Annotated in this window: 22 protein-coding genes; 17 read left to right on the forward strand and 5 right to left on the reverse strand. The window is 50.9% G+C overall.

Features of this window, described 5'->3' with window-relative positions:
* Window positions 1-226: 226 nt before the first annotated feature.
* Both ACTU3N_RS12390 and ACTU3N_RS12395 read right to left on the reverse strand, forming a co-directional pair.
* A complete protein-coding gene (locus ACTU3N_RS12390; protein WP_443086434.1) occupies window positions 227-1,180 on the reverse strand; it encodes an aldo/keto reductase in 954 nt (317 codons plus the stop codon).
* 93 nt (window positions 1,181-1,273) lie between these two features.
* Window positions 1,274-2,188, reverse strand: coding sequence for a LysR family transcriptional regulator (locus tag ACTU3N_RS12395; RefSeq protein WP_443086435.1), 915 nt, complete (start codon window positions 2,186-2,188; stop codon window positions 1,274-1,276).
* A 182-nt stretch (window positions 2,189-2,370) separates the two neighbouring features.
* Between ACTU3N_RS12395 and nfsB the strand changes: the two genes are divergently transcribed.
* The gene (nfsB, locus tag ACTU3N_RS12400; protein WP_443086436.1) at window positions 2,371-3,027 is read left to right on the forward strand and encodes an oxygen-insensitive NAD(P)H nitroreductase; all 657 of its coding nucleotides are present in this window, start codon (window positions 2,371-2,373) and stop codon (window positions 3,025-3,027) included.
* Window positions 3,028-3,067: 40 nt separating this feature from the next.
* Here nfsB and ACTU3N_RS12405 read toward each other — a convergent pair whose 3' ends face one another.
* A complete protein-coding gene (locus ACTU3N_RS12405) occupies window positions 3,068-4,261 on the reverse strand; it encodes a zinc-dependent alcohol dehydrogenase (RefSeq protein ID WP_443086437.1) in 1,194 nt (397 codons plus the stop codon).
* A gap of 727 nt (window positions 4,262-4,988) precedes the next feature.
* Between ACTU3N_RS12405 and ACTU3N_RS12410 the strand changes: the two genes are divergently transcribed.
* The 13 genes from ACTU3N_RS12410 (at window position 4,989) to gspM (ending at window position 16,202) form a co-directional block, all read left to right on the forward strand.
* The gene (locus tag ACTU3N_RS12410; RefSeq protein ID WP_443086438.1) at window positions 4,989-5,813 is read left to right on the forward strand and encodes a prepilin peptidase; all 825 of its coding nucleotides are present in this window, start codon (window positions 4,989-4,991) and stop codon (window positions 5,811-5,813) included.
* A 44-nt stretch (window positions 5,814-5,857) separates the two neighbouring features.
* Window positions 5,858-6,259 carry a type II secretion system pilot lipoprotein GspS-beta gene (gene gspS2, locus ACTU3N_RS12415; RefSeq protein WP_443086439.1) on the forward strand — a complete coding sequence of 134 codons (402 nt, stop codon included), beginning with the start codon at window positions 5,858-5,860 and terminating at the stop codon, window positions 6,257-6,259.
* Window positions 6,260-6,275: 16 nt separating this feature from the next.
* Window positions 6,276-6,905 carry a type II secretion system protein N gene (locus tag ACTU3N_RS12420; RefSeq protein ID WP_443086440.1) on the forward strand — a complete coding sequence of 210 codons (630 nt, stop codon included), beginning with the start codon at window positions 6,276-6,278 and terminating at the stop codon, window positions 6,903-6,905.
* An 89-nt stretch (window positions 6,906-6,994) separates the two neighbouring features.
* The gene (gspD, locus tag ACTU3N_RS12425; protein ID WP_443086441.1) at window positions 6,995-8,953 is read left to right on the forward strand and encodes a type II secretion system secretin GspD; all 1,959 of its coding nucleotides are present in this window, start codon (window positions 6,995-6,997) and stop codon (window positions 8,951-8,953) included.
* Window positions 8,953-10,419: a type II secretion system ATPase GspE gene (gene gspE, locus ACTU3N_RS12430; RefSeq protein WP_443086442.1), complete on the forward strand. Its 1,467-nt coding sequence runs from the start codon at window positions 8,953-8,955 to the stop codon at window positions 10,417-10,419. The genes gspD and gspE overlap by 1 nt, the downstream gene beginning before the upstream one ends.
* Window positions 10,419-11,636, forward strand: a complete 1,218-nt coding sequence (gene gspF / locus ACTU3N_RS12435) for a type II secretion system inner membrane protein GspF (RefSeq protein WP_443086443.1) — start codon at window positions 10,419-10,421, stop codon at window positions 11,634-11,636. The genes gspE and gspF overlap by 1 nt, the downstream gene beginning before the upstream one ends.
* Window positions 11,637-11,651: 15 nt before the next feature.
* Window positions 11,652-12,110: a type II secretion system major pseudopilin GspG gene (gene gspG, locus ACTU3N_RS12440; RefSeq protein ID WP_443086444.1), complete on the forward strand. Its 459-nt coding sequence runs from the start codon at window positions 11,652-11,654 to the stop codon at window positions 12,108-12,110.
* Window positions 12,111-12,629: a type II secretion system minor pseudopilin GspH gene (gene gspH, locus ACTU3N_RS12445; protein ID WP_443086445.1), complete on the forward strand. Its 519-nt coding sequence runs from the start codon at window positions 12,111-12,113 to the stop codon at window positions 12,627-12,629. It begins immediately after the preceding gene.
* On the forward strand, window positions 12,626-13,006 hold the full coding sequence (gspI, locus tag ACTU3N_RS12450) for a type II secretion system minor pseudopilin GspI (protein ID WP_443086446.1): 381 nt from the start codon (window positions 12,626-12,628) through the stop codon (window positions 13,004-13,006). Before gspH ends, gspI begins: the two co-directional genes overlap by 4 nt.
* The gene (gspJ, locus tag ACTU3N_RS12455) at window positions 12,996-13,580 is read left to right on the forward strand and encodes a type II secretion system minor pseudopilin GspJ (protein ID WP_443086447.1); all 585 of its coding nucleotides are present in this window, start codon (window positions 12,996-12,998) and stop codon (window positions 13,578-13,580) included. Before gspI ends, gspJ begins: the two co-directional genes overlap by 11 nt.
* A gap of 3 nt (window positions 13,581-13,583) precedes the next feature.
* Window positions 13,584-14,486 (forward strand): type II secretion system minor pseudopilin GspK, encoded by a 903-nt coding sequence (gspK, locus tag ACTU3N_RS12460; protein ID WP_443086448.1) that lies wholly within the window; start codon window positions 13,584-13,586, stop codon window positions 14,484-14,486.
* Window positions 14,483-15,670 carry a type II secretion system protein GspL gene (gene gspL, locus ACTU3N_RS12465; protein WP_443086449.1) on the forward strand — a complete coding sequence of 396 codons (1,188 nt, stop codon included), beginning with the start codon at window positions 14,483-14,485 and terminating at the stop codon, window positions 15,668-15,670. Before gspK ends, gspL begins: the two co-directional genes overlap by 4 nt.
* Complete coding sequence (gene gspM / locus ACTU3N_RS12470) at window positions 15,660-16,202, forward strand: type II secretion system protein GspM (RefSeq protein WP_443086450.1); 543 nt, start codon at window positions 15,660-15,662, stop codon at window positions 16,200-16,202. Before gspL ends, gspM begins: the two co-directional genes overlap by 11 nt.
* Window positions 16,203-16,251: 49 nt before the next feature.
* Here gspM and ACTU3N_RS12475 read toward each other — a convergent pair whose 3' ends face one another.
* Both ACTU3N_RS12475 and ACTU3N_RS12480 read right to left on the reverse strand, forming a co-directional pair.
* The gene (locus ACTU3N_RS12475) at window positions 16,252-18,117 is read right to left on the reverse strand and encodes a ricin-type beta-trefoil lectin domain protein (RefSeq protein ID WP_443086451.1); all 1,866 of its coding nucleotides are present in this window, start codon (window positions 18,115-18,117) and stop codon (window positions 16,252-16,254) included.
* A 449-nt stretch (window positions 18,118-18,566) separates the two neighbouring features.
* Entirely contained in the window at window positions 18,567-19,523 is a 957-nt protein-coding gene (locus ACTU3N_RS12480; protein WP_443086452.1) for a LacI family DNA-binding transcriptional regulator, read from the reverse strand.
* Between the two features lie 297 nt (window positions 19,524-19,820).
* Between ACTU3N_RS12480 and ACTU3N_RS12485 the strand changes: the two genes are divergently transcribed.
* The 3 genes from ACTU3N_RS12485 to ACTU3N_RS12495 are packed head-to-tail and all read left to right on the forward strand — an operon-like array spanning window position 19,821 to window position 22,874.
* The gene (locus tag ACTU3N_RS12485) at window positions 19,821-20,135 is read left to right on the forward strand and encodes a PTS sugar transporter subunit IIB (RefSeq protein ID WP_443086453.1); all 315 of its coding nucleotides are present in this window, start codon (window positions 19,821-19,823) and stop codon (window positions 20,133-20,135) included.
* Window positions 20,136-20,147: 12 nt separating this feature from the next.
* Window positions 20,148-21,476 (forward strand): PTS sugar transporter subunit IIC, encoded by a 1,329-nt coding sequence (locus ACTU3N_RS12490; protein ID WP_443086454.1) that lies wholly within the window; start codon window positions 20,148-20,150, stop codon window positions 21,474-21,476.
* A gap of 9 nt (window positions 21,477-21,485) precedes the next feature.
* The gene (locus tag ACTU3N_RS12495; RefSeq protein WP_443086455.1) at window positions 21,486-22,874 is read left to right on the forward strand and encodes a glycoside hydrolase family 1 protein; all 1,389 of its coding nucleotides are present in this window, start codon (window positions 21,486-21,488) and stop codon (window positions 22,872-22,874) included.

Genomic DNA, 22,874 nt, shown 5'->3' on the forward strand with positions numbered 1-22,874 from the left:
AGCTCACAATGCCTGATTTGAACAATCAGCCGAACCTGGTCAACAAAAGATAAACGATCGCTCTGACAGGGCATGTCAGTACGCCGTTTTGTTGCATGTTGCAGGCAAGGTTGCGGTGTTTTTGCTGACATAGACCGATAAGTAGGGAAAACCGAAGCTGGCGCACTATTTAGTTAGGCCAGAAGAGGCGAGCGCGGCCAGGCTTAACGGCCCGCGCCCGATAAAGTTACGCGCCCGCTTGCGTCAATAAGGCGATTTCATCTGCAGAAAGGTTTAGCGAGATTGCACTAACAAAGCCGTCGATATGCGAGAGTTTGGTGGCGCTGGCAATAGGCGCCGTCACGCCCGGGCGGCTAATCAGCCATGCAAGCGCCACTTCGGCAGGCTTCACATTATGGTTCGCCGCCACCGTTTCCAGCGCATCGACAATCGCAAAACCGCGAGGGTTAAGGTATTTCGCAATCCCTTCACCACGCTGGCTCTGCCCCAGATCTTTTTCGCGGCGATATTTACCCGACAAAAACCCGGAAGCGAGGCTGTAATACGTCACCACGCCAATATTTTCTCGCTGCGTTAGCGCCTGTAGCTCACCTTCAAAGCTTTCACGGTCGTAGAGGTTGTACTCTGGTTGCAACACCTGGTAGCGCGGTAGCCCATGATCATCTGCCGCTTTCAGCGACTGCGCTAACTGCTCTGCATTAAGATTGGACGCGCCAATAGCACGGATCTTCCCGGCTTTTAGCAACTTGTCATAAGCGCCGAGCGTCTCCTCGTAGGGTGTTTCGCTATCCGGCCAGTGTGAGAAATAGAGATCGATAACGTCCGTTTGCAGGCGACGCAGAGAGTCTTCCACCGCTTTTTCAATCCAGCGAGCGGAAAGCCCTTTTTTACCCGGCTCACCCAAATCTGCGCCCACCTTAGTAAAAAGGGTGATTTTTTCGCGTGAACCAGGGCGGCTGGCCAGCCATTTACCGATAATCGTTTCTGACTCGCCGCCTTTATTACCCGCAACCCACGCTGAATAAACATCAGCGGTATCTATCGCCGTGAGGCCTCTTTCCAGCAGGGCATCAAGTAAGCTGAAGCTCTGTTTTTCATCAATGGTCCAGCCAAATACATTGCCGCCGAAGACCAGTGGCGGGATTTGCAACCCCGTGGTGCCTAATGAACGTAATATCATTTGTCGTTACCCCTGTTGATGCCAGCGCATTCTTCTACGCAACCGGACTATACTCGCGCGCCACGGCGTCTAATTATTGGACATCCGTGCGATTTAGCCTGCGGGTAGCGCCGCAACAATAGGACGAAGGTGTTCGCGCAACAGGCTATGTAACTGGCGAATTGCTACCGAGAATTGTTTGCGGTGAGGGCAGATTAAGTTAAGCGGCGCGGCCTCGCCGGTATGCTGCGGCAACAGCACCTCCAGGCGACCGGCCTGTACATCCGCGCTGATATCAATCCAGGATTTATAGACGATACCCAGCCCTTCAATCGCCCAGCGCCGGGCAACGTCCGCATCGTCACACTGCATACGGCTTTTGACGATGAGCTGGCGACGCATACCGTTTTCCGGGAAACTCCATTTATCGTAAACCTGGCCATTCATTACAAACGGCAGGCAGTAGTGGTTAACCACCTCATCCAGCGTTTGCGGGCGACCATGTTTTGCCAGGTAATCCGGCGAAGCGGCCAGTACCCGGCGGTTCATCTCTGCCAGCGGTAGTGCTACGTAGCTGCTGTTCTCCAGCACACCATAACGAATGGCGACATCGACCGGATCGCGAAACACATCGCTGATTTGATCGGACAGGGAGAGGCGCAACGAAACCCTGGGATGTTGCTGGCAAAAATGGGTAAGCAGCGGCAGCAAAACGTTGCGGCCAATATCCGATGGCATCGCCACGCGCAGCTCGCCGGTTAACTCGTTATCATCACTGTGCAGACTTTCCGCTCCGGCATTGACCACTTCCAGCATCTCGTGGGCAAACGGCAGGTATTTCTCGCCTTCTGCCGTCAGGCGCAAACTGCGTGTTGAGCGAACAAACAGGCGCTTATCGAGATCGCGCTCCAGCCGGTGGACCGCCGCGCTGACCTGGCCTGGCAGCAGACCGGCCTCCCGCGCTGCGTTTGAAAAACTACCCAGCGCTGCCGAGCGCACAAACAGCGTGACATCTTCCAGGCGAATCATGGTGGCTCCGTTGACGAATTGACCGTTCTTTTTTGCCAGAAAATTCTCGCAAGGCAAATCCATTTTCACTGCATGAGTGAAACTGCTGACGTTTTACAACGATTTATCTCGCCTGGCTTTGCGTTTATTCTCAGCAAACAGCATGGGGCAACTGCGCCCTGCACATTTCAATCTGGAGAAACATGATGACACTTGATGATGCCGTGATTGCCCGCCACACCGTAAAAGCGTTCGAGCCGGGCCAGACGGTGGAGCAGGATAAAATCGAAACGTTGTTGAACGTTTTGCAAAATAGTCCTTCTTCGGTGAATTCACAGCCGTGGCACTTTGTTGTCGCCTCTACGCCAGAAGGCCGCGCAGCGATGGCGAAAGCCGCGACCGCCGCATTTTCTTATAACGAACCCAAAATTCTTAATGCTTCGCATGTGATTGCGCTGTGCATGCGCAGCGATCTTGACGAACAACATCTGGAAAAAGTGCTCGAACAAGAACAAAAAGATGGCCGCTTTATCGCCGAAGGCGCCAGAGAAGGGCAGGACAAGAGCCGCCGCGCCTATGTTGATATGCATCGCTACGAGCTGCGCGATATACCGCAGTGGATGGAAAAGCAGGTTTACCTGGCGTTAGGCGGGCTACTACTGGGCAGCGCGATGCTCGGCATTGATGCCACACCGATGGAAGGTTTTGATCAACGCGCGCTGGATCAGTCGCTCGGTTTACGTGAGAAAGGGTTAACCAGTGTGGTGCTGGTTTCGTTAGGTTTTCGCAGCGAAAAAGATTTTAATGCCGCGCTACCGAAGTCGCGCCTGCCGCGTAATGAAATTTTCACTTTTATTTAAAAATTTCAAAGGGAGGCAAACCCTCCCTTTTTTGGCAATTTTACAGCGTTGCTTTTTCCGCGCCCATGCCGGGCACAAGGATGACTTTACGGCAATCTTCTTTGTGTTTATCAAAAATTTCATAGCCGCGGGCCGCATCCTCAAGCGGCATATGATGCGTAACAATTTCTTCTGGCTTGAGATGGCCGGACTCAATCAGCGCTAACAAATCCGGCAGAAATGCATGCACATGGGTTTGACCCATTTTAAAGCTCAGCCCTTTATCAAATGCATCGCCGAACATAAACGCATGGATAAAGCCCGCATACACACCAGGCACGCTGACTATCCCGCCACGGCGTACCGCTGCAATGGCCTGTCTGAGGACTTTTCCGCTGCTGCCTTCAATTTTTAGCGTGCTCAGTACCGTTTCGGTCGTGCTGCCTTTGGCTTCAAAACCTACGGCATCAATTACCGCGTCTACGCCTCGGTGTCCCGCAGTGTTTTCAATAATCCAGGCCGCCGGATCGTCATGTTTGTCAAAGTTAATCGGTATGATGCCATAGCGCTGCCGGGCGAATTCCAGCCGGTAATCACTGTCGTCAATCATAAATATCTGTTCCGCCCCCTGAAGACGGGCACAGGCCGCGCTGAGCAAGCCTACCGGCCCGGCACCGTAAATAGCCACGCTGGAACCGGGTTTTATGTCGGCGTTTTTCACCGCCTGCCACGCCGTAGGCAGAATATCCGAGAGAAACAGGACTTTTTCATCCGGCAGCGAATCGGGTACTTTAAATGGCCCGGTATTGGCCTTCGGTACACGCACGTATTCCGCCTGACCGCCCGGAATACCACCGTACAAATCGCTGTAGCCAAAGAGCGCGGCGGGTGGAGTGATCCCCTTACGGTTCAGTGCCGCCCCTTTGCCTTCATTGGTTTTTTCACAGGCCGCGTACTGATGCAGGTTGCAGAAAAAACATTCGCCGCAGGCAATCACAAACGGGATAACAACCCGATCACCCTTGCTCACTGCATGCACACCCGGCCCGGTTTCCACGACTTCGCCCATAAATTCATGACCAAAAATATCACCGTGGTTCGTACCAGAGATTTTGCCGTGATAAAGATGGAGATCGGAACCGCAAATTGCCGTTGCGGTCACCCGCAGGATAATGTCGTCCGATGCCTGGATAACCGGATCAGGCCGGTTATCCACACTGACTTTATGCGCGCCGTGGTAAGTAAGTGCTTTCATGTACCGTGCTCTCCTTAACATTCAGACAGGACTGTTAAGCATAGAACAGCCTGCAAGCGGTCACTAAAATCTGGCCTGATTGTTATTTGTGAGTGTCGGAAATGGCCCAATGCATAAAAGAAGGAGCGGATAAATGCATGCAGGAAAATGAGAATTTTCATCGACTGGTTCGTTCGTATCAGTGCGCAAACCCTCAACCTTTTCTCCGCGACCACCACGGTTACGCCAATGGGTGACAAAATCTTTACATACAGCCGTAAAATATTTTTAAACTTTTTTACCATTTATCAGAGAAATATTATTTGTCACCGCCCGGAGCTTTGCATTATTAATCGTAACAGCATATGAAATGTGCAAAAAAACAATACAAGCAGGCGCCTAAAAAAGCATTACCGTCCCTAAACCAGCCACCAGCCGCTAATTAGCGAGGTATAAGGCTAATAGTGCGCGCTATTCCCTGTAGCTATTAACATTGTATACAGTCATACTGCCCGAAATGATGCTTATAAAATGTTACGCACGGATTAACCTGGTGAATAATCACCGCGCAAAACATTTATAAAAAATATGAATAATAAAAAACAAATCAATATGAAATATAAATTAACGCACCAACAGACAGCAAAAAATCAGTACAGCTACCCACGAGAAATATTTTTCCTTACGGCAAATAGTGTTAAACCAGATGCTATTTCTGCGTACTGCCAGGATGGTAAAAGGTGACAGCATGATTGCGTTATTTTTTGATCATCCGCTACTGCTCCTCTACCTGGTTTTGGGGCTGGGATTAGTGGTGGGCAGCTTCTTAAATGTTGTCATTTTCCGCTATCCATTAATGCTTAAGCAACGCTGGCTGGCAGAAACAGAAGCGCTTTCCGCATTGCCGCCGATGGCGATACCCACGTTCAATCTGGTCTCTCCGCGTTCGCACTGTCCGCATTGCCTGGCCCCGGTTCGCTGGTTTGACAATATTCCGCTGCTCTCCTGGCTGCTGCTTCGCGGGCGTTGCCGGGCGTGCGCCAGGCACATCAGTAAACGCTATCCTTTAGTGGAACTCGGCACGTCACTCTCTTTTGGCGCAGCCGCGCTGGTGTGGGGAGAGAGCGGCTGGAGTATTGCGGTAATGTATTTATCCGCGCTATTAATTACGGCAAGTCTTATTGATATTGACCATCAATGGTTGCCGGATTCTCTTACTCACTGCACGCTCTGGGGAGGATTAATTGCCGCATGGTTGCATATTAGTCCACTGACATTACATCAGGCGGTCGCGGGGGCAATTATGGGTTTCCTGACATTTTATAGCGTCCGCTTTCTGTCCAGCCTGTTTTTTCAAAAGGAAGCATTAGGGTTAGGTGATGTTCTGTTATTTGCGGGGATAGGAAGCTGGACCAGCGCTTATTTTCTTCCCTGGGTTGCCCTTCTCGCTTCCGCCTGCGGTATTGTATTTGTGATTATTAGCAGAAACCTGAGAGAGCCGATGCCATTTGGCCCCTGCTTAAGCATTGCAGCACTTGCTGTTGTATATTACCAGGGTATTTACCTTTATTAATTAAAACCTGGCCGGTAAAACATCTTATTCATGGACAATTATTAATGAACAGACAGTTTATTAATCATGCATTAATAAAAATATTTTTATTGTGCAGTTTTGCACTACTGAGTGCGTGTGCAACCAGGGAGCCTTTACCGGAAGCGGCGCGTCTTGCCGCACGCCAGGCGGCCCTTATTCGTCAACATTTACCGATGGCATCCGGTACTTACACATGGGTTCAGGCACAGAATAAAGGCACGGTGATTTCTATTACGCTTATTAATAAAAATGCATCAGGCACGAAATTATCGCAAGAGGAATTTAAACAAACCTTCCTGAATAAAATGTGTGAGCAACCCGGCGTACGGGCGTTGCAGGAGAAAGGCGTAACGTATCAAATCACTGTTGATACGTTACAACCCTTTATTTTAAATGCACAAACCTGTAGCGCTGTGCATTCCTGATAACGGGAATTCTATTTTGGCTATTCCTTTTTATCGTGGCGATGCTGCTCACTATTTTTCTGGTGTAGTACGAACTTGCACACGAATATTCGTGGCATATTTTCGCGGTGATCGCCTGCGCACTCATGTTCTTACTTTGCTCTATTCAGGGCTTGCAGGTATAAGCGTAAAAATTATTGCCACCCTGTGGTTGTATGCTGCCTGGAATAGCGAAAACAGGCCGGCAGACGAGCAGGTCTCAGAGCCATCCGTTCATCAGGGTGCGCCTTTGGATAAGTCGCCCTGGCAGAGTGTTTATGAACAGACCTGGTTTGGTCAGCACCAGCTTGCTGCGCCAGGCCCCACGGCGTCGGTCGCAGAAACCAAACTGCACCTTGTGTTGCGCGGCATTGCTTATGGTGCCAATCCCGCAGCGGTGATTGAGGAGAGCGGGCAGCAGAATATGTATCGGCAGGGTGACGCGCTGGCCGCTTATCCGGCAACGGTTGGTGAAATATTTCGTGACCACCTGCTGCTCTATTACCAGGGTGAAACCGAACGATTAAGCCTTGCCGATAGCGAAACGGATAGCAATTTTCAGGCACAAATCACCGCTGATAAAGCTGCCGTTAACTATAACAACAATCCCGGAGATCTCTTTCCATGATGTGGCGTGTTTTGCATTTATTTACTGCGCATAAAAATAGCCAACGTGCAAAAACAAAAAAATACAACCTCCGTAAAAGCGCATTTTCAATGCTATTGGTCGCGGCGGCGAGCTATTGTTTTCCCGCTTTCGCAGCAGAGGAGTTTTCCGCCAATTTTAAAGATACCGAGCTGAGTATATTTATTGAGACCGTGGGTAACAATCTGCATAAAAACGTTATTATCGGACCGGAAGTGCAGGGAAAAATTAGCGTTCGCACCGTTACCCCGTTTAATGAGCAGCAATATTATCAGCTGTTCCTTAATATTCTTGAGTCACACGGTTATGCCGCTGTGCCCATGAAAAATAATGTTTTAAAAGTAGTCAAAGCGGAAGTGGCTAAAACAGAGCCGGTGCCGCTGATAAAGGAAAACAGCGCGGACTACGGCGAAGATGAAATCATCAGCCGTATTGTCCCTGTTCATAATGTCCCGGTAGGCGAACTGACCCCACTTTTGCGGCAAATGATGGGCCAGGAGGGGTCGGGGAATATCGTCAATTACGATTCGTCTAATGTCATTATGCTGACCGGACGCGCCTCAATCGTCGCACGTTTAAATGAGGTGATTAAGCGTATTGATCTGGCCGGAGATAAATCGGAAGAAGTGGTGCCGCTGGAAAATGCCTCCGCCGCTGAAATTGCCCGCGTGCTGGAAAATCTGACCAAAAACAGCAGCGAAAATCAACCGGCCAGTAAGCGCGCGCAAGCCGTGGCGGACGAGCGTACCAACAGCGTAGTCATCAGCGGCGATCCGGCCATACGAGAAAAAATGAAACGCCTGATTCATCGCCTTGACGCAGAAATGGAGCGCCAGGGAAACAGCCAGGTGTTTTATCTCAAATACAGCAAAGCAGACGAGCTGGTCGAGGTTCTCAAGCAGGTCAGCGGCACGCTAAAAGCGGCAAAAGAGGAAGCCGAAGGACTCAGCGGAAACAGCCGCGACATGGTGTCCATTGCTGCCAGCAAGTACAGTAATGCGCTCATCGTCACCGCACCACAGGACATTATGCAATCGCTGCAAAATGTAATTGCGCAACTGGATATTCGCCGGGCGCAGGTGCATGTCGAAGCGCTCATCGTCGAGGTGGCCGAAGGCAGCAATATCAACTTTGGCATGCAGTGGGCGTCGAAAGATGTCGGCATTATGCAATTTGCCAACGGAACCCAGATCCCCATCAGCAGCCTGGGGACAGCCTTAAGGCAACAGACCGCAGGCGGTGAAAACGCCACGGCGGCGGACAATAGCGACACCAGCGCACTCAATACGCTGCTCGCGGGTTTTAACGGTACCGCCGCAGGCGTTATCAAAGGCGACTGGATGGCGCTGGTTCAGGCCGTCAAAAATGATAGCCATTCCAATATCCTCTCGACGCCAAGTATCACCACGCTGGATAACCAGGAAGCGTTTTTTATGGTCGGGCAGGAAGTACCTGTGCTCACCGGTTCAACAACCGGCGCGGACAACAGCAACCCGTTTAATACCGTCGAGCGTAAAAAGGTCGGGATCATGCTGAAAGTGACTCCACAAATTAACGAAGGCGACGCCGTCCAGCTCAATATTGAACAAGAGGTGTCCAAAGTCGAAGGGCAAACCAGTGTGGATGTGGTGTTTGCTGAGCGCAAACTCAAAACTACGGTGCTGGCGGACGACGGTGAAATGATCGTGCTCGGTGGCTTAATTGACGATCAGGCCGGAGAAGCCGTCTCGAAAGTACCTTTGCTGGGCGATATTCCGCTTATCGGGCATCTCTTTAAATCCACTGCGGATAAAAAAGAGAAGCGCAATCTGATGGTATTTATTCGCCCGACCATTTTACGCAACGGTATGGCGGCGGAGAAAGTTTCCCGGCGTAAATATAACTACCTGCGCGCCGAGCAAATTTATCACAATGAACAGGGCATTAGTCTGATGCCACAGGCCAGGCAGCCGGTCTTGCCGATTTACAGTAATAATCAGCAGCAGCCCGCCGAGATCCGCGCCTTCCTGAATGCCGGGAAAGCCGGGTGATGAGCGCGCAACGTTTACCCTACAGCTTCAGTCGCCGCTATAGCCTGGTTGCCATAGCGGATGACGCGTTGCGCGTCTTGCATGTGCACCCCCTTTCCCTCCCGGTCCTGCTGGAATTGCAGCGCGAACTGGGCAGCACTTTTCAGCTGCAACAGGTCAGCGAAGTGCATTTTGAACAGGTGCTGAACACGCTCTGGCAACGCGACTCATCTGAAGCCCGGCAGTTGATGGAAGGTATTAGCGCGGATGATGATTTTTTTAGCCTCGCCGAAGAGCTTCCCGCGACGGAGGATTTACTCAATAGCGATGATGATGCGCCCATTATCAAACTTATCAATGCCATGCTGGCAGAGGCAATCAAAGAAGGCGTCTCGGATATTCATATTGAAACCTTCGAAAAACGCCTGGCGATCCGCTTTCGCCTGGACGGCACGCTGCAAGAAGTCCTGCAACCGGGGCGCAAGCTGGCTCCTTTGCTGGTGTCCCGCATTAAAGTCATGGCGCGTTTAGATATTGCGGAAAAACGGGTGCCGCAAGATGGCCGTATTTCGCTGCTGCTCGGCGGACGCGCTATTGATGTGCGTGTCTCGACCATGCCCTCGGCCTGGGGGGAGCGCGTCGTCCTGCGTTTGCTGGATAAAGGACAGGCGCGCCTCTCTTTAAGCCTGCTTGGCATGAACGAAGCGTTAGTTCGTCAGTTCCGCCACCTGCTGGAAAAACCGCACGGTATCTTGCTGGTGACTGGCCCGACCGGTTCAGGAAAGAGCACGACGCTTTATGCTGGCTTACAGGAACTCAATAACCGTAGCCGAAATATTCTCACCGTCGAAGATCCCGTCGAATACACCCTGGAAGGGATTGGCCAGACGCAGGTCAATGCACGGATCGGCATGACCTTCGCGCGCGGCTTACGGGCGATTTTGCGCCAGGACCCGGATGTGGTCATGGTCGGGGAAATCCGCGATACCGAAACCGCAGAAATCGCCGTGCAGGCCTCATTAACCGGGCATCTGGTGCTCTCCACGCTGCACACCAATACCGCAGTCGGCACCCTTGCGCGCTTGCAGGATATGGGGATCGAGCCTTTTTTATTGGCCTCAAGCCTGGTCGGGGTGATGGCGCAGCGTCTGGTGAGAACGTTATGTCATTCATGCCGCCGCCCGATGCAGGCCACTGAGCAAGAAAAACGCCTGCTGGGAATCGATAACGCCCGTGCTATCACCCTCTATCACCCCGCCGGATGCCCGGCATGCCATCACAAGGGCTACCGTGGCCGTACGGGGATTCATGAACTGATGACCGTGGATGATGCGCTGCGGGAGATGATCCATCGCCGGGCCGGGCAGCATGAAATCGAGCGCCATCTTCGCCAGGCAACTGCAGGCATACGCCGCAACGGTTTCGACAAAGTCCTGCGCGGGGAAACCTCGCTGGATGAAGTGCTACGGGTCACGCAGGAGGCGTAATGGCGCTCTTTTATTACCACGCGTTGCGGCGCAATGGTCAGAAGCACAAAGGAATGATTGAGGCGGATTCTGCCCGCCATGCGCGCCAGCTGCTGCGAAGCCAGGACCTGGCGCCGCTCAAACTGGAAGAACGCCACGCCAATAGCGCAAACCACACGAAGCGACGCATATTTCAGCGACGTGTGCGCAGCGCAGATTTGGCGCTTTTTACCCGCCAACTGGCAACATTAATTCAGGCGGCGATGCCGCTGGAAGAGTGCCTGCGCGCCGTGGGTGAGCAGTGCGAGAAGGTCGCAATGAAAAGCCTCGCCCTGTCGCTATGTAGCCGAATTCAGGAGGGCTATACCTTGTCGGATAGCCTGCGCGAACACCCGCAGGTCTTTGATTCTCTGTTTTGCGCCATGGTGGCCGCCGGGGAAAAATCCAGCCGTCTGGACAATGTGCTGAACCGGCTGGCTGATTACACTGAGCAGCGGCAACGTATGAAAAACCGACTTGTGCAGGCCGCTCTCTACCCGGTGATCCTGATGCTGGTCGCCATCTCGGTCGTCAGCATTTTGCTGACAGTGGTCGTGCCCACCGTTATTGCGCAGTTTGCGCATCTCGGCGGCGCGTTACCCGCTTCCACACGTTTGCTGATTGCCATCAGCGATATGTTGCAAGCCAGCGGGCTGGCGATACTGGCCGTGGTTTTTTTGCTTCTGATGGCGGCCCAAAAAGTACTGCGCCACGCCCGGTGGCGGCTGCGCTGGGATCGTTTTGTCCTGTATCTTCCCTTGATTGGCCGGGTAAGTCGGGGGCTGAATACCGCGCGCTTTGCCCGCACGCTGAGCATCCTCACGGCCAGCAGCGTGCCGCTACTGGACAGCCTGCAAACCGCCGCCCGCGTCTCTTCCAACCACTACGTTGAACAACAGTTATTACTCGCCGCTGAACGCATACGCGAGGGGAGCAGCCTGCGAGCGTCGCTGGCAGAGTCGGGGCTGTTTGCGCCAATGATGCTGTACATGATTGCCAGCGGTGAACGAAGCGGCGAGCTGGACACCATGCTGGCGCAGGCGGCAGAGAACCAGGACAAAGCGTTTGATATGCAAGTCGGGCTGGCGCTCGGCGTGTTTGAACCCGCATTGATCGTGGTGATGGCGGGCGTGGTCTTGTTCATTGTGGTGGCCATCCTGCAACCCATGCTGCAACTGAACAATATGATAAGTCACTAACTTCGGAGCAAAAATATGTATTCAATTTCCCTGATTAAACGCCCTCACCGGGGGTTTACCCTGATGGAAGTGATGGTGGTCATTGTCATTCTCGGCGTGCTGGCAAGCTTTGTGGTTCCCAATTTGTTGGGAAACAAAGAAAAAGCCGATCGGCAAAAAGTGGTCACGGATATTATCGCGCTGGAAAACGGCCTGGAGATGTACAAGCTGGACAACGGCACCTTCCCCACCACCGCGCAAGGATTACAGGCTCTGGTCAATAAACCAGACGGCGCCCCGCAGCCGCGTCACTACCGCCAGGGTGGCTATATCAAACGCTTACCTACCGATCCCTGGGGCAATGCCTACCTCTATTTAAGCCCTGGCGAAAAAGGCGCGGTGGATATCTATACCCTGGGGACAGATAACAAGGAAAACGGTGACGGGTCCGCAGCGGATATCGGTAACTGGAACATTCAGGAGTTTCAACCCTAAGTGTTCAGGCATGCCTTTACCCTGCTGGAAATGATGCTGGTCATCTTTCTGATTGCGCTGGTGACGACCTTTATCGTACCGACAATGATGCGGGCAGAGTCACCGCCAGCGCAGCAAGCTGCCGAACGGTTTTATGGCCTGTTAACGCAGTTGCGCGACAGCTCGCAAATATCCGGGCGCATCACAGGCGTGCGGGTGGATAACCGGCGCTATCGCTTTATGCAATATGCGCAAGGCGAGTGGCAACCGGCGATACTACGCGTTCCCACCGATGTTTCATTGCCGCAAACGGTGCAGATTGCTCTGCATTTATGGCACCAGGAACACCGCCTCACGCTACAGGATATGCAGCTTGAGATGCAGCAATCAGACGGCTTCACGCCACAGGTGTGGTTTTCGCCACATGCGCCGCCGGTGCCTTTTAGCGTGCAATTTCGCCAGCAACATACCTGCTGGGAAGTCTCCCTGCGCGTAAGCACAGAGGTCGATTTACAAACCTGCCGGGAGAAAAAAGTATGAAACGCGCATTCACATTGCTGGAGGTTATGGTGGCACTGGCTATTTTTGCGCTCACGGCGCTGGCAACAATGCACGTCGCCAGTGTGTCGCTGCGCAACACGCAACTGTTGCAGGAGAAAATGGTGGCGGGCTGGGTGGCGGATAACCAAATGGCGCTGCTCGCCCTGATGCCCGCGCATAAGCGAATTTTGCCACAGACCGGGCAGAGCGAAATGGCCGGTACGACCTGGTACTGGAAGGCGTCTCCCGTCGCGACAACCGGCGACTTGTTGCAAGCGCTAGAGGTTGAAGTGAGCGATGATCCCGCTTTTACCCACACACGGAGTGCTCTCAGAGCCTGGTTTGTTGCCGCAGAAGATGAGCGCCATGGCAGCTAACCGCCACGGCTTCACGTTGCTGGAGATGCTGGTCGCGATTGCTATTTTCGCGCTGTTCGCCTTACTGGGCCAGCAGGTAACGGATGGCATGTTGCGGGCCGATGCATTAAGCGCCGGGCACGAGCAGAAGCTTCGTATCGCGCGCCGGACAATGCAGCTCTTAGGCCACGACGTCACGCAAATGGTGCCGCGTGCCGTGCGCAGCGCAGAGGGCATCGAGCCTGCATTACAGGTTCAGCAGAACGACACAGAAACGGTGAGTTTTCGTTTTATTCGTGCGGGTGTTCCCAACCCGCAAATGGCCCTGGCGCAGAGCCATCTGATGAAAGTCGGCTATCGTATACGCCAGGGGTTTCTTGAGCGATTAAGCTGGCCGCAGCCAGAAGCTTCACCTGTGGTGCAACGGCTGATGCCTGCGCGCCGTATCACGCTGCAATATTATGATGGCAGCCTGTGGATGAGTTACTGGCAGGCGCAACAGGCGATTCCTCAGGCCATAAAAATGCAGCTCGTCACCGCGGATTTTGGTGTTATCGAACGCATCTGGTTGCTCAGAGGGCCGCACGGTGAGTGAGCAATGAACGGGCTGCCTAAACGCGGCATGGCGCTGATCACAGCACTGGTATTAATGGTGGTGATGACAACCCTCGCTATCCAGCTCTTTTCACGGCTTTCACAGCAGACCATGCTGGCAACGGACACGCAGCGCTATCAGCAGGCAAGCTGGTATCTCACCAGCGCGGAAAGCCTGGCGCTCGCCACCTTACGCCAGCATTTCGCACACACAGAGCGGCCCTGGGCGGAAAAGACACTGCGCTTTCCCGTCCCGCAAGGTTCCATTACCGCAACGCTGAGCGACGGGCAGCGCTGTTTTAATATTAACGCGCTGGCAAACAGTTCGCCCGAATACCAGGCACAGGCGCGCAAACAGCTCGTCGCTCTGCTCTCGCTGCTGGCCGTCCCGGCATTACAGGCTGAAGCGTTCACAGACGCACTTCGGCAACTCATTAACCCTCCTGAGCAAGGCAACGCCGGGATATTACTGTCAGATATCAGTGAATTACGCGCTATAACGGGTATGGATACCGGGTTGTATAAAACGATCGCGCCGTTTATGTGTGCGCTGCCCCAGACTCGCCTGCGGATCAATATCAACACGCTGAATGAACAGCAGAGCGTCGTGCTGGCCGCGCTTTTCGCCCCCGAATTAAGGGTTAGCCAGGCGCGTGCATTAATCCAGCAACGGCCAAAAGCAGGCTGGGAGAGCATTGAGCAATTTCTTAACCAACGCCCATTTGCACAGATTGATGGCGCAATAAAAATGCAGCTTAAAAACGACTTAAGCGTGCAGAGCCATTATTTCCTGGTGCGCGCAGAAATACATTTCGCTGAGGTGGCACTGGTATCGCGTTCGCTTATTAGCCGGGTCGCCGAACAGCAATTTTCAGTTTTATGGCATCAGACGGGAGAAATAGAGTGAACCCTGCATTAGATATCTTTTTCCCGCTACATGACAGCGACGCTGTACGGGGAAAATATTATGCCGCCACGGAGAGTGTCCCCGTCGAGTATTGCGGTGAAGCGACCATACCAGAGGCGTTCCTGCACCAGGAGACGGTGCGGGTATTTATACCCGGTGAATGGGTGAGTATTCATCAAACCGAGCTTCCGCGTGGCGCCAGGAAACAGGCTGAGACATTACTGCCCGCTTTACTTGAAGAGGATGTTGGCGAAAGTATTGAGCACCTGCATTTTGCTTTACTGGATCTGGAAAGCGAGCAGGCCACCGTCGCGGTCATTGCACAGCAGAAAATGCAGCAAATAACGGCGTGGATGCAGGCAGCAAATATCGCGTCTTGCACAGTGTTGCCGGACTGGATGGCGCTTGCCTGCGGGACGCTGCTGATTCGCGATGGTCGCTGCCTGTTCAGGGCCACATCCTGGCTCGGCTGGAGTTGCCCTCTGGCGCTGGCATCTGTGTTCCTTGCTGCCCAGCTTCAGCATTATCCGCAGCCGCTCCGGGTCTTTTATGACGACGAACTACCTCCTGCGCTAGCGGCGTTACTAACGGAAAATGGCGCGACGCTTTCCAGCCAGTACGAGACTGAACCGCGTGCAGACAGTGTTGGCGAAAGCTTGTTATGGGGACGATGGAAACCGCGCACTGATTACCGGCAGCAATGGCAACGCTGGCGAAAAATCATTCTTACCGTCGCCGCCGGTTTTGTGTTGCTGAGCGTGGAGAGATGTATGGCGTTGTGGAGTCTTCATTCTCAGGTTCAGCAAACCCAGCTGCGGGTGGAAAATACATTTCAGCAACTGTTCCCGACGCAAAAACGCATTGTAAATTTACGCGCGCAGATTAATACAGCGTTACGCAACAGTAGCCAACAGCCATTGGATGACGAAGTTATGATGCTTTTGCCGCTGGTAGCCTCAACGCTGGCTCCTCTGCAACAGCACGCTGACATTATTAGTTTAAAAATAGATCAACCGCAGCAGTCTCTTTTTTTGCAGTTGCGCGTGCCCGCTTATGACTATTTTCCACTATTACATGACGCATTTTCACATGCTTTCCAGGTTAAACAAAATGACGTCCAGAATAAGGATAATGCTGTCATTCTGGGATTTACACTGGGGAAAAAACACGATAATGAAACTTAATTTATGCACCTTTTTTTACAAACAAACGATGAAACATCCTGAAACCCTGAATACATTCCGGCTTCGTTACTGGGAACCTCGCCAGGAAAGGGAGAAAAAAGGCATAGTCATTGCGGCCACTCTTCTTTTACTCAGCGTTTATTTCTGGATATTCTGGCAACCAGTCAATATAAGTATAGAACAACAGAAAACAGAGCAGCAGCAGCTTGAACAATTACAATCCAGACTTGATATTCATGAAAAAAGCATGCCGTTGAGGAAAAACATTACTGAAACAGAGAAAGATATGCCTGAATATTTATCTCAGCTAATTACCGGGAGGGCAGCAAAGTTCGACATCACCCTTCAGAATATCCAAATTCAGGATGGCATTATTCAGATAGATTTAGAGCCAGTGGATTTCAATAACCTAATGAAATGGCTAAACCAGTTGCGTGAAGAAGAGGGTTTACGGGTTAACCAGTTAGCGGTTATTGCAACGACGCCTGGCATAGTGGCCGTTCAGCAGCTTGAACTCTTATATAACCCGTAAGGTATTACCGCTTTTAGTCTATAACTGAAAGCGGTAACGCTTATTTAATTTAATAACAGGATGTCTGATCCCAGGAGGGGCTTAGCGTAGTTCCCCAGGTATTAATACAGATATCACTTTTCCGGTCGTAAATATCAAAAATTCTTTTGGTGGGCTCCCATAATAAACCCGTGTAGTTACTGCTTTCAAGACGAGACAGTTTCCCTCCTGCCGGAACAGTATAATCATAAACATTACCTGCATATAAATCACCGGAGGAAACATTATGGTACTTCCCGTTGCTATCAATCCATCTTACGTTCACAAAAGAGATATAGGCACCGGAATTTTTCACTTTGATACGAACAGGCGCACTGGTTAATTGCGAAGGCCCTTTTTTGGTAGAAATGTTTATTTTTTCCATCAATTCTTCCTGCCCTTGCGCCGTGGTTCCTTTTTTATATTTATAAACCTCAACCACTCTTTTTTGGGTGTTTATTTTAAGCTTGAGATAATCACCGCGAGCAGTACTTCCGGAAGTAAAAAATCCATTTTTTGTCTTCAGAACATTATAGTGATAATGGCCGGAAAAACGTAACTTAACATTATGCTTACTCAGAAGCTCATTCAGTTTTCCGGCATCCGCATCATCGCGGTGCTGGTTCAGAATCACCACCTGGTTCTTAATGTCTGCCTGCTCTAACTGATTTTTTAACCACTGATATTGCGCATCCTGGTATCTTTCGATAACAAAACGTTGTGCCCCGTTACCGCCCTGGGCTGGCGCAAGACTGGAATACTGATCAATATTGATGGGGTTGCGTTTCTTCTCAAAGTCGTTTAGCTGAATAACCAACACATCGCCAAAATCCAGCGAATAGGAAAACGATCCTTTTAAGGTTTCCCTGACGGTTGGAAAAACATACCCGGCGGTAAAGAGCATATCAAATGAATAGACATTCTTTTTTGACCGAACATGATCTTTTAGCTTGAGAAAACTCCTGATCGTGCAATTGTTTTCATAGCAGTTATTGAGATTATTAAAGATATCGTGATTGCCCAGGCCAAAATAATAGGGAAGCCCCTTCAAATAACCGGCCATTTCTTCAAACTTATCCCACTCGTCTTTATGACCATACTCCGTCTCATCACCGTTAATAATTACAGCGTCAACATCAGGGTATTTCTGCGCAAAAAACGTATATTGTTGACGGATATTATCAAGCGAGGTGGAGGTAGATACGCCGCAGCTTTTCGTACAGATTAACTGAGGGTCTGACGTAATCAGAAACGTTCTTTCCGTTGGGATCTTAACGCTGGAAACCATATTGTCCTCAGCCTTGCCCAGCCAGCTGATATTACTATCGACTCTGCGACTTTTTCCCTGATAAGAAGCATGCTGGTATAAGCGCGCGACAGTATTAACCACACTGACAGAAGAGGCGGTATCATTATAATCGACCAGAGCTTTGCTCTCTTTTAAACACGTTGCCGCACCTTTATAATTTGCATCCTTATAAAGACACACTTTTGGCACAACGAATTTTTGATTAGCCGACCGTTTACAATCCGCAGCGGTTAATGCACCAGCAGTGGAATAAGTCAGGCATTGTACCGGGTTGTCGTGCGGGTAGATAAAACCGTTAGCAATAGTAAATTTTTGATTCTGACCACCGTTACATTCCCACAAAATTATTTGATTATACTTGTAATTTTTATTACGGCTGACATCAAGGCAAAACGACTGCCGGGTGGCGAGCTTAAACTGCCCGGCATCATAAATAAAATTCTGATTTTCTGTTCCATAGGGCGTATACAGGAGAATATCCGTGCCATTTTTAAATGTGCTGGTTTTAACATCCAGCACTCGCCTGCCTGACGCATCAAAAAATGAATGCGCCAGGGCGATATTGGGAATCATTAAAATGATTAACAATTGTATTATCCGTTGCATGTTGCCTCTTAATTTATTCTGTATTTAATAATAAATAATTTATTTTTTTAGAATGCATACCGTTACACAGCGTAGAAAGTGCTTATTATTTACGCCAGAACGTCAATAATTAATAAAGTATATTTATGTATACGATGTAATATTATTAAATAAAAGAGACCTAAGCAAANATAAAAGAGACCTAAGCAAATGAGCAAACAGGCGAAAAGCGTTTCAAAAACAGCGTATATCTGATTATATGCGTTATCTATAAATATTGAGCAGCAGTGATTTGATACAACGCTGAAAAATCACGCTAACGAAAGAAACGTTGACAGGTTGATTATAAAAAATAAAAAGCGAGGGGATGATTGATTTTTTAAAACACTCCGGCAAATAAAACAGCTATTTTTTATTCACCTCATTTATAAAAAAGCCTCAACTGAGGCTTTTTAGCGCTTCCGAACGTCAGGGATAATTAAATCACCGCGCATCCGATACGAGCCGAGCACGCTTTGCGTTTTTTCGTTTAACCACGCCACAATACGCGCAGCCATGGCATCCATCGAATATTCGATAGCCGGGATCACGGGAATGCCGGGTAAATGCAGCGAACCCGCAAGACTAAAGACCATAATGTCGCCCGGAACCGATTTATTAAACGCCTGCAGCTGCGGGATCACGCGCTGAGCTTCCTGCTCGTCTGCCACCAGCAAGGCATTAAAATTCAGCGTCGTCGCGTTGTTCAACAGTACCTGTAATGCCACAGACGACGATGTGTCATCCATAAACACCAGGTTACGATTAAACGGCAGAAAATTATTTTCCAGCGCAAGCTTATAACCAAGCAGAACCTGCTCTGCGGCAGCACTGTTTGGATGAATAAGCGCAATTTGCCGCCGCCCCTGGCTAATCAGGTAATTGCAGGCAGTTTCGGCAGCAAAGGCGTGATCGAACTGAATACTATTTGGCGTGGAATCCGCGGACTCATCACAATCCACCAGAATCACATTCTCATCATCAATGTTTAGCGGAAAACGAGCGCCGATGATCAGCACATCGTCGCACAGCCCGCAGGTCAGTTCATCCAGCGCGCTCATCACCTCCGCTTTACTATTGGCAAAGCGCAACAGCAGATGCTTCTGGCACTGACTGAGATGTTTTTCCAGCGCGTAGAGATAGCCGGTAGTCTGATTAACGTTGTCCTGGGCGCAAATCACGCCGATGCAGCCTGTTGACTGGCTGAGCAACGACTGCGCGATAACATTGGGCCGATAATTCAGCTCTTCGACCGCTTTCAGTACGGCGAGGCGACTGGCTTCCTTAACGCCACGCGAACCACTCAACACCCGTGAGACTGTGGCTTTGGACACCCCAGCTAAACGTGATACATCGTTGATTGTAGACATCTTTCTCCCCTGGCAGACGCGAACAACGCGCCTGCGCTTACTCAAGTACCACAGCAGTTCAAACTATAACCACACGCAGTATAGCGGTTTCCCTTTTTCGTGGAAACCGAATTTCCATTTCGTCTTAATTGATATCAAAAAAGCATCAAAAGCTGTGATGTAAATCCAATTACCAGTCCTTATAAATACTGGATATTGACAAGCCTCACAGATCCTGTTCGAAGCAATGGAAACCGGTTTCCTTATGATATCCAATTAAGACCGCAATAACTTTTTACATTTTGAGGATGGTAGCCGATGTTCAGGATTATGTTGTGTTGCTCTGCCGGTATGTCCACCAGCTTACTCGTAAGAAAAATGGTGGAGGCAGCCGGAGAACGGGGCTTAGACGTTGAAATAGACGCGTATGGCGTCGCCGAGTTTGACACGCAATTCCCGCGTTACCAGGTGGTGCTGCTCGGGCCACAAGTTAAATACATGTTAAAAACATTGTCTGAAAAGGCCGCCGCGCAGGACATTCCCGTACAACCCATTGATCCGATGGATTACGGCATGCAGCGTGGCGAAAAGGTCCTGGACTTCGCACTGTCGCTTATCAGCGCGGCAAACTAAAAAGGTGTTGTTATGAGTTCCTTCTATCAATCAATGATCAACTCCATTGAGCAGACGATTACGCCGCTGGCAGGGCGACTCGGGCAGCAGAAATATGTTATTGCTATCCGTGATGGTTTTACCGCTGCGCTGCCCTTTATGATAATCGGCTCCTTTATGCTGGTGTTTATCTTCCCGCCTTTTTCTGCAGAAACAACCAATAGTTTCGCCCGCGCGTGGCTTGATTTCTCAGAACAGTACCGTGAACAGCTGATGCTGCCTTTCAACCTCAGCATGGGGGTGATGACATTTTTTATCTCTGTCGGCATTGGGGCAAGCCTGGGTCGCCAGTTTAATCTTGATCCGGTGATGACCGGTTTGCTGGCGTTTATGGCGTTTTTGCTCGTTGCGGCACCTTATGCCGACGGCAAAATCTCGACCCAGTATCTTTCCGGCCAGGGCATTTTTACTGCGCTGCTAACCTCAATCTACTCGGCGCGTGTGTATGCCTGGCTCAAGCAGCACAACATTACTATCCGCCTGCCCAAAGAGGTGCCAACCGGTGTGGCGCGCTCGTTTGAGATCCTGATCCCGGTGCTGGTGATTATCGCGACCCTGCATCCATTGAACCTGTTTATCGAAGCGCAGACCGGGATGATCCTGCCGCAGGCGATTATGCACCTGCTGGAACCGCTGGTTTCTGCCTCCGATTCCCTGCCGGCAATTCTGCTGTCTGTATTGCTGTGCCAAATCTTTTGGTTCGCGGGTATTCACGGTTCGCTGATTGTCACCGGCATCATGAATCCGTTCTGGATGGCTAACCTCTCCGCAAACCAGGCGGCTCTGGCAGCGGGCGCAGCGCTACCGCATGTCTACTTGCAAGGTTTCTGGGATCACTACCTGCTGATTGGCGGCGTCGGTTCCACTCTGCCGCTGGCGTTTCTGTTGCTGCGCAGCCGCGTCGCACATCTGCGTACTATCGGCAAAATGGGCGTGGTACCGAGCTTCTTTAATATCAACGAACCGATTCTGTTCGGTGCGCCGATCATTATGAACCCGATGCTGTTTATTCCTTTTGTCTGCGTTCCGCTGATTAACGCAATCCTTGCTTACGCCGCGACCAAAATGGGCCTGCTGGCACAGGTTGTGTCACTCACCCCGTGGACGACACCGGCACCGATTGGCGCGTCCTGGGCGGCAAACTGGGCGTTCAGTCCGGTCGTGATGTGTGTGATTTGTATGGTGATGTCTGCGCTGATTTACCTCCCTTTCCTGCGCGCTTATGAACGGTCACTTATCAAAACAGAAGAGCAAAAAGCACAAAGCAATGTACCCATGACGGAAACAGTCAGCAGTAATTAAGGAGTCGGTATGAAATATCTTTTTCCCGAAAACTTCTGGTGGGGCAGCGCCTGTTCGGCACTGCAAACCGAAGGGGAAAGCCAGCAAGGCGGTAAAAGCGCCACCACATGGGATGCCTGGTACGCCAGCCAACCGTGGCGTTTTCATCAGCAGATTGGGCCGCAGGAGACCTCGACATTTTACCGCCACTGGCGGCAGGATATCGCGCTGCTAAAACAGCTCAATCACAACAGCTTTCGCACTTCGCTGAGCTGGTCACGCCTGATCCCGGACGGAACGGGTGAAGTGAACCCGCAGGCGGTCGCGTTTTACAACGCAGTGATTGACGAACTGCTGGCACAAGGTATTACGCCATTTATCACGCTGTTTCACTTCGACATGCCGATGGTGATGCAAGAAAAGGGCGGCTGGGAAAATCGGGAAGTGGTGCAGGCATTCGCCCGCTATGCGCAGGTCTGTTTCGACCTGTTCGGTGACAGAGTGCAGCACTGGTTCACCTTTAATGAGCCGATTGTACCGGTAGAAGGCGGGTACTTGTACGACTTCCACTACCCAAATGTGGTGGATTTCAAACGCGCGGCGACGGTGGCGTACCATACGGTACTGGCTCATGCCAGCGCGGTAAGAACGTTTCGCGCCGGGCACTATTCGGGTGAAATCGGTATCGTTCTGAACCTGACGCCATCCTACCCGCGCTCGCAACACCCGATGGATTTGCAAGCGGCAAACTATGCAGACTTATTATTTAACCGTAGCTTTCTCGACCCGGTACTGCGCGGTGAATATCCGCCCGAGCTGGTCGCGTTATTAAAAGAGTACGATCAATTGCCCGCCTGCCAGCCGGACGATATTACGCTGATTGGCGAAGGGGTCATTGACCTGCTCGGCATTAATTATTACCAGCCCCGGCGGGTAAAATGCCGTGATAGCGCGGTCAATCCACAGGCACCGTTTATGCCAGAGTGGTTATTTGATTATTACGAAATGCCGGGGCGAAAAATGAACCCCTATCGTGGCTGGGAAATTTATGAGCCGGGTATTTACGATATTCTCACTAACCTTAGGGAAAATTACGGCAATCCACGCTGTTTTATTTCCGAGAATGGTATGGGTGTAGAAAACGAACAGCGTTTTATTGAAAACGGGCAAATAAACGATAGCTATCGCATTGAGTTTGTTAGCGAGCATCTTAAATGGCTGCATAAAGGTATTAGCGAAGGTTGCCAGTGCCTCGGATACCATATGTGGACATTTATTGATAACTGGTCATGGTGTAATGCATATAAAAACCGTTACGGCTTTGTGCAATTAGATTTAGAAACTCAGCAACGTATCGTTAAGAAAAGCGGAGAGTGGTTTGCTAACACCGCAGCCCTTAATGGTTTTATACAGGACTAA

The organism is Vagococcus sp. WN89Y (genome assembly GCF_052220145.1).
Classification (GTDB): domain Bacteria; phylum Pseudomonadota; class Gammaproteobacteria; order Enterobacterales; family Enterobacteriaceae; genus Kosakonia.

What these genes read in the sequence shown, in the direction of transcription:
- ACTU3N_RS12390 (WP_443086434.1), bottom strand. Translation starts at nt 1,180, where the DNA reads ATGATATTACGTTCATTAGGCACCACGGGGTTGCAAATCCCGCCACTG.
- ACTU3N_RS12395 (WP_443086435.1), bottom strand. Translation starts at nt 2,188, where the DNA reads ATGATTCGCCTGGAAGATGTCACGCTGTTTGTGCGCTCGGCAGCGCTG.
- nfsB (WP_443086436.1), top strand. Translation starts at nt 2,371, where the DNA reads ATGATGACACTTGATGATGCCGTGATTGCCCGCCACACCGTAAAAGCG.
- ACTU3N_RS12405 (WP_443086437.1), bottom strand. Translation starts at nt 4,261, where the DNA reads ATGAAAGCACTTACTTACCACGGCGCGCATAAAGTCAGTGTGGATAAC.
- ACTU3N_RS12410 (WP_443086438.1), top strand. Translation starts at nt 4,989, where the DNA reads ATGATTGCGTTATTTTTTGATCATCCGCTACTGCTCCTCTACCTGGTT.
- gspS2 (WP_443086439.1), top strand. Translation starts at nt 5,858, where the DNA reads ATGAACAGACAGTTTATTAATCATGCATTAATAAAAATATTTTTATTG.
- gspD (WP_443086441.1), top strand. Translation starts at nt 6,995, where the DNA reads ATGCTATTGGTCGCGGCGGCGAGCTATTGTTTTCCCGCTTTCGCAGCA.
- gspE (WP_443086442.1), top strand. Translation starts at nt 8,953, where the DNA reads ATGAGCGCGCAACGTTTACCCTACAGCTTCAGTCGCCGCTATAGCCTG.
- gspF (WP_443086443.1), top strand. Translation starts at nt 10,419, where the DNA reads ATGGCGCTCTTTTATTACCACGCGTTGCGGCGCAATGGTCAGAAGCAC.
- gspG (WP_443086444.1), top strand. Translation starts at nt 11,652, where the DNA reads ATGTATTCAATTTCCCTGATTAAACGCCCTCACCGGGGGTTTACCCTG.
- gspI (WP_443086446.1), top strand. Translation starts at nt 12,626, where the DNA reads ATGAAACGCGCATTCACATTGCTGGAGGTTATGGTGGCACTGGCTATT.
- gspJ (WP_443086447.1), top strand. Translation starts at nt 12,996, where the DNA reads ATGGCAGCTAACCGCCACGGCTTCACGTTGCTGGAGATGCTGGTCGCG.
- gspK (WP_443086448.1), top strand. Translation starts at nt 13,584, where the DNA reads ATGAACGGGCTGCCTAAACGCGGCATGGCGCTGATCACAGCACTGGTA.
- gspM (WP_443086450.1), top strand. Translation starts at nt 15,660, where the DNA reads ATGAAACTTAATTTATGCACCTTTTTTTACAAACAAACGATGAAACAT.
- ACTU3N_RS12480 (WP_443086452.1), bottom strand. Translation starts at nt 19,523, where the DNA reads ATGTCTACAATCAACGATGTATCACGTTTAGCTGGGGTGTCCAAAGCC.
- ACTU3N_RS12485 (WP_443086453.1), top strand. Translation starts at nt 19,821, where the DNA reads ATGTTCAGGATTATGTTGTGTTGCTCTGCCGGTATGTCCACCAGCTTA.
- ACTU3N_RS12490 (WP_443086454.1), top strand. Translation starts at nt 20,148, where the DNA reads ATGAGTTCCTTCTATCAATCAATGATCAACTCCATTGAGCAGACGATT.
- ACTU3N_RS12495 (WP_443086455.1), top strand. Translation starts at nt 21,486, where the DNA reads ATGAAATATCTTTTTCCCGAAAACTTCTGGTGGGGCAGCGCCTGTTCG.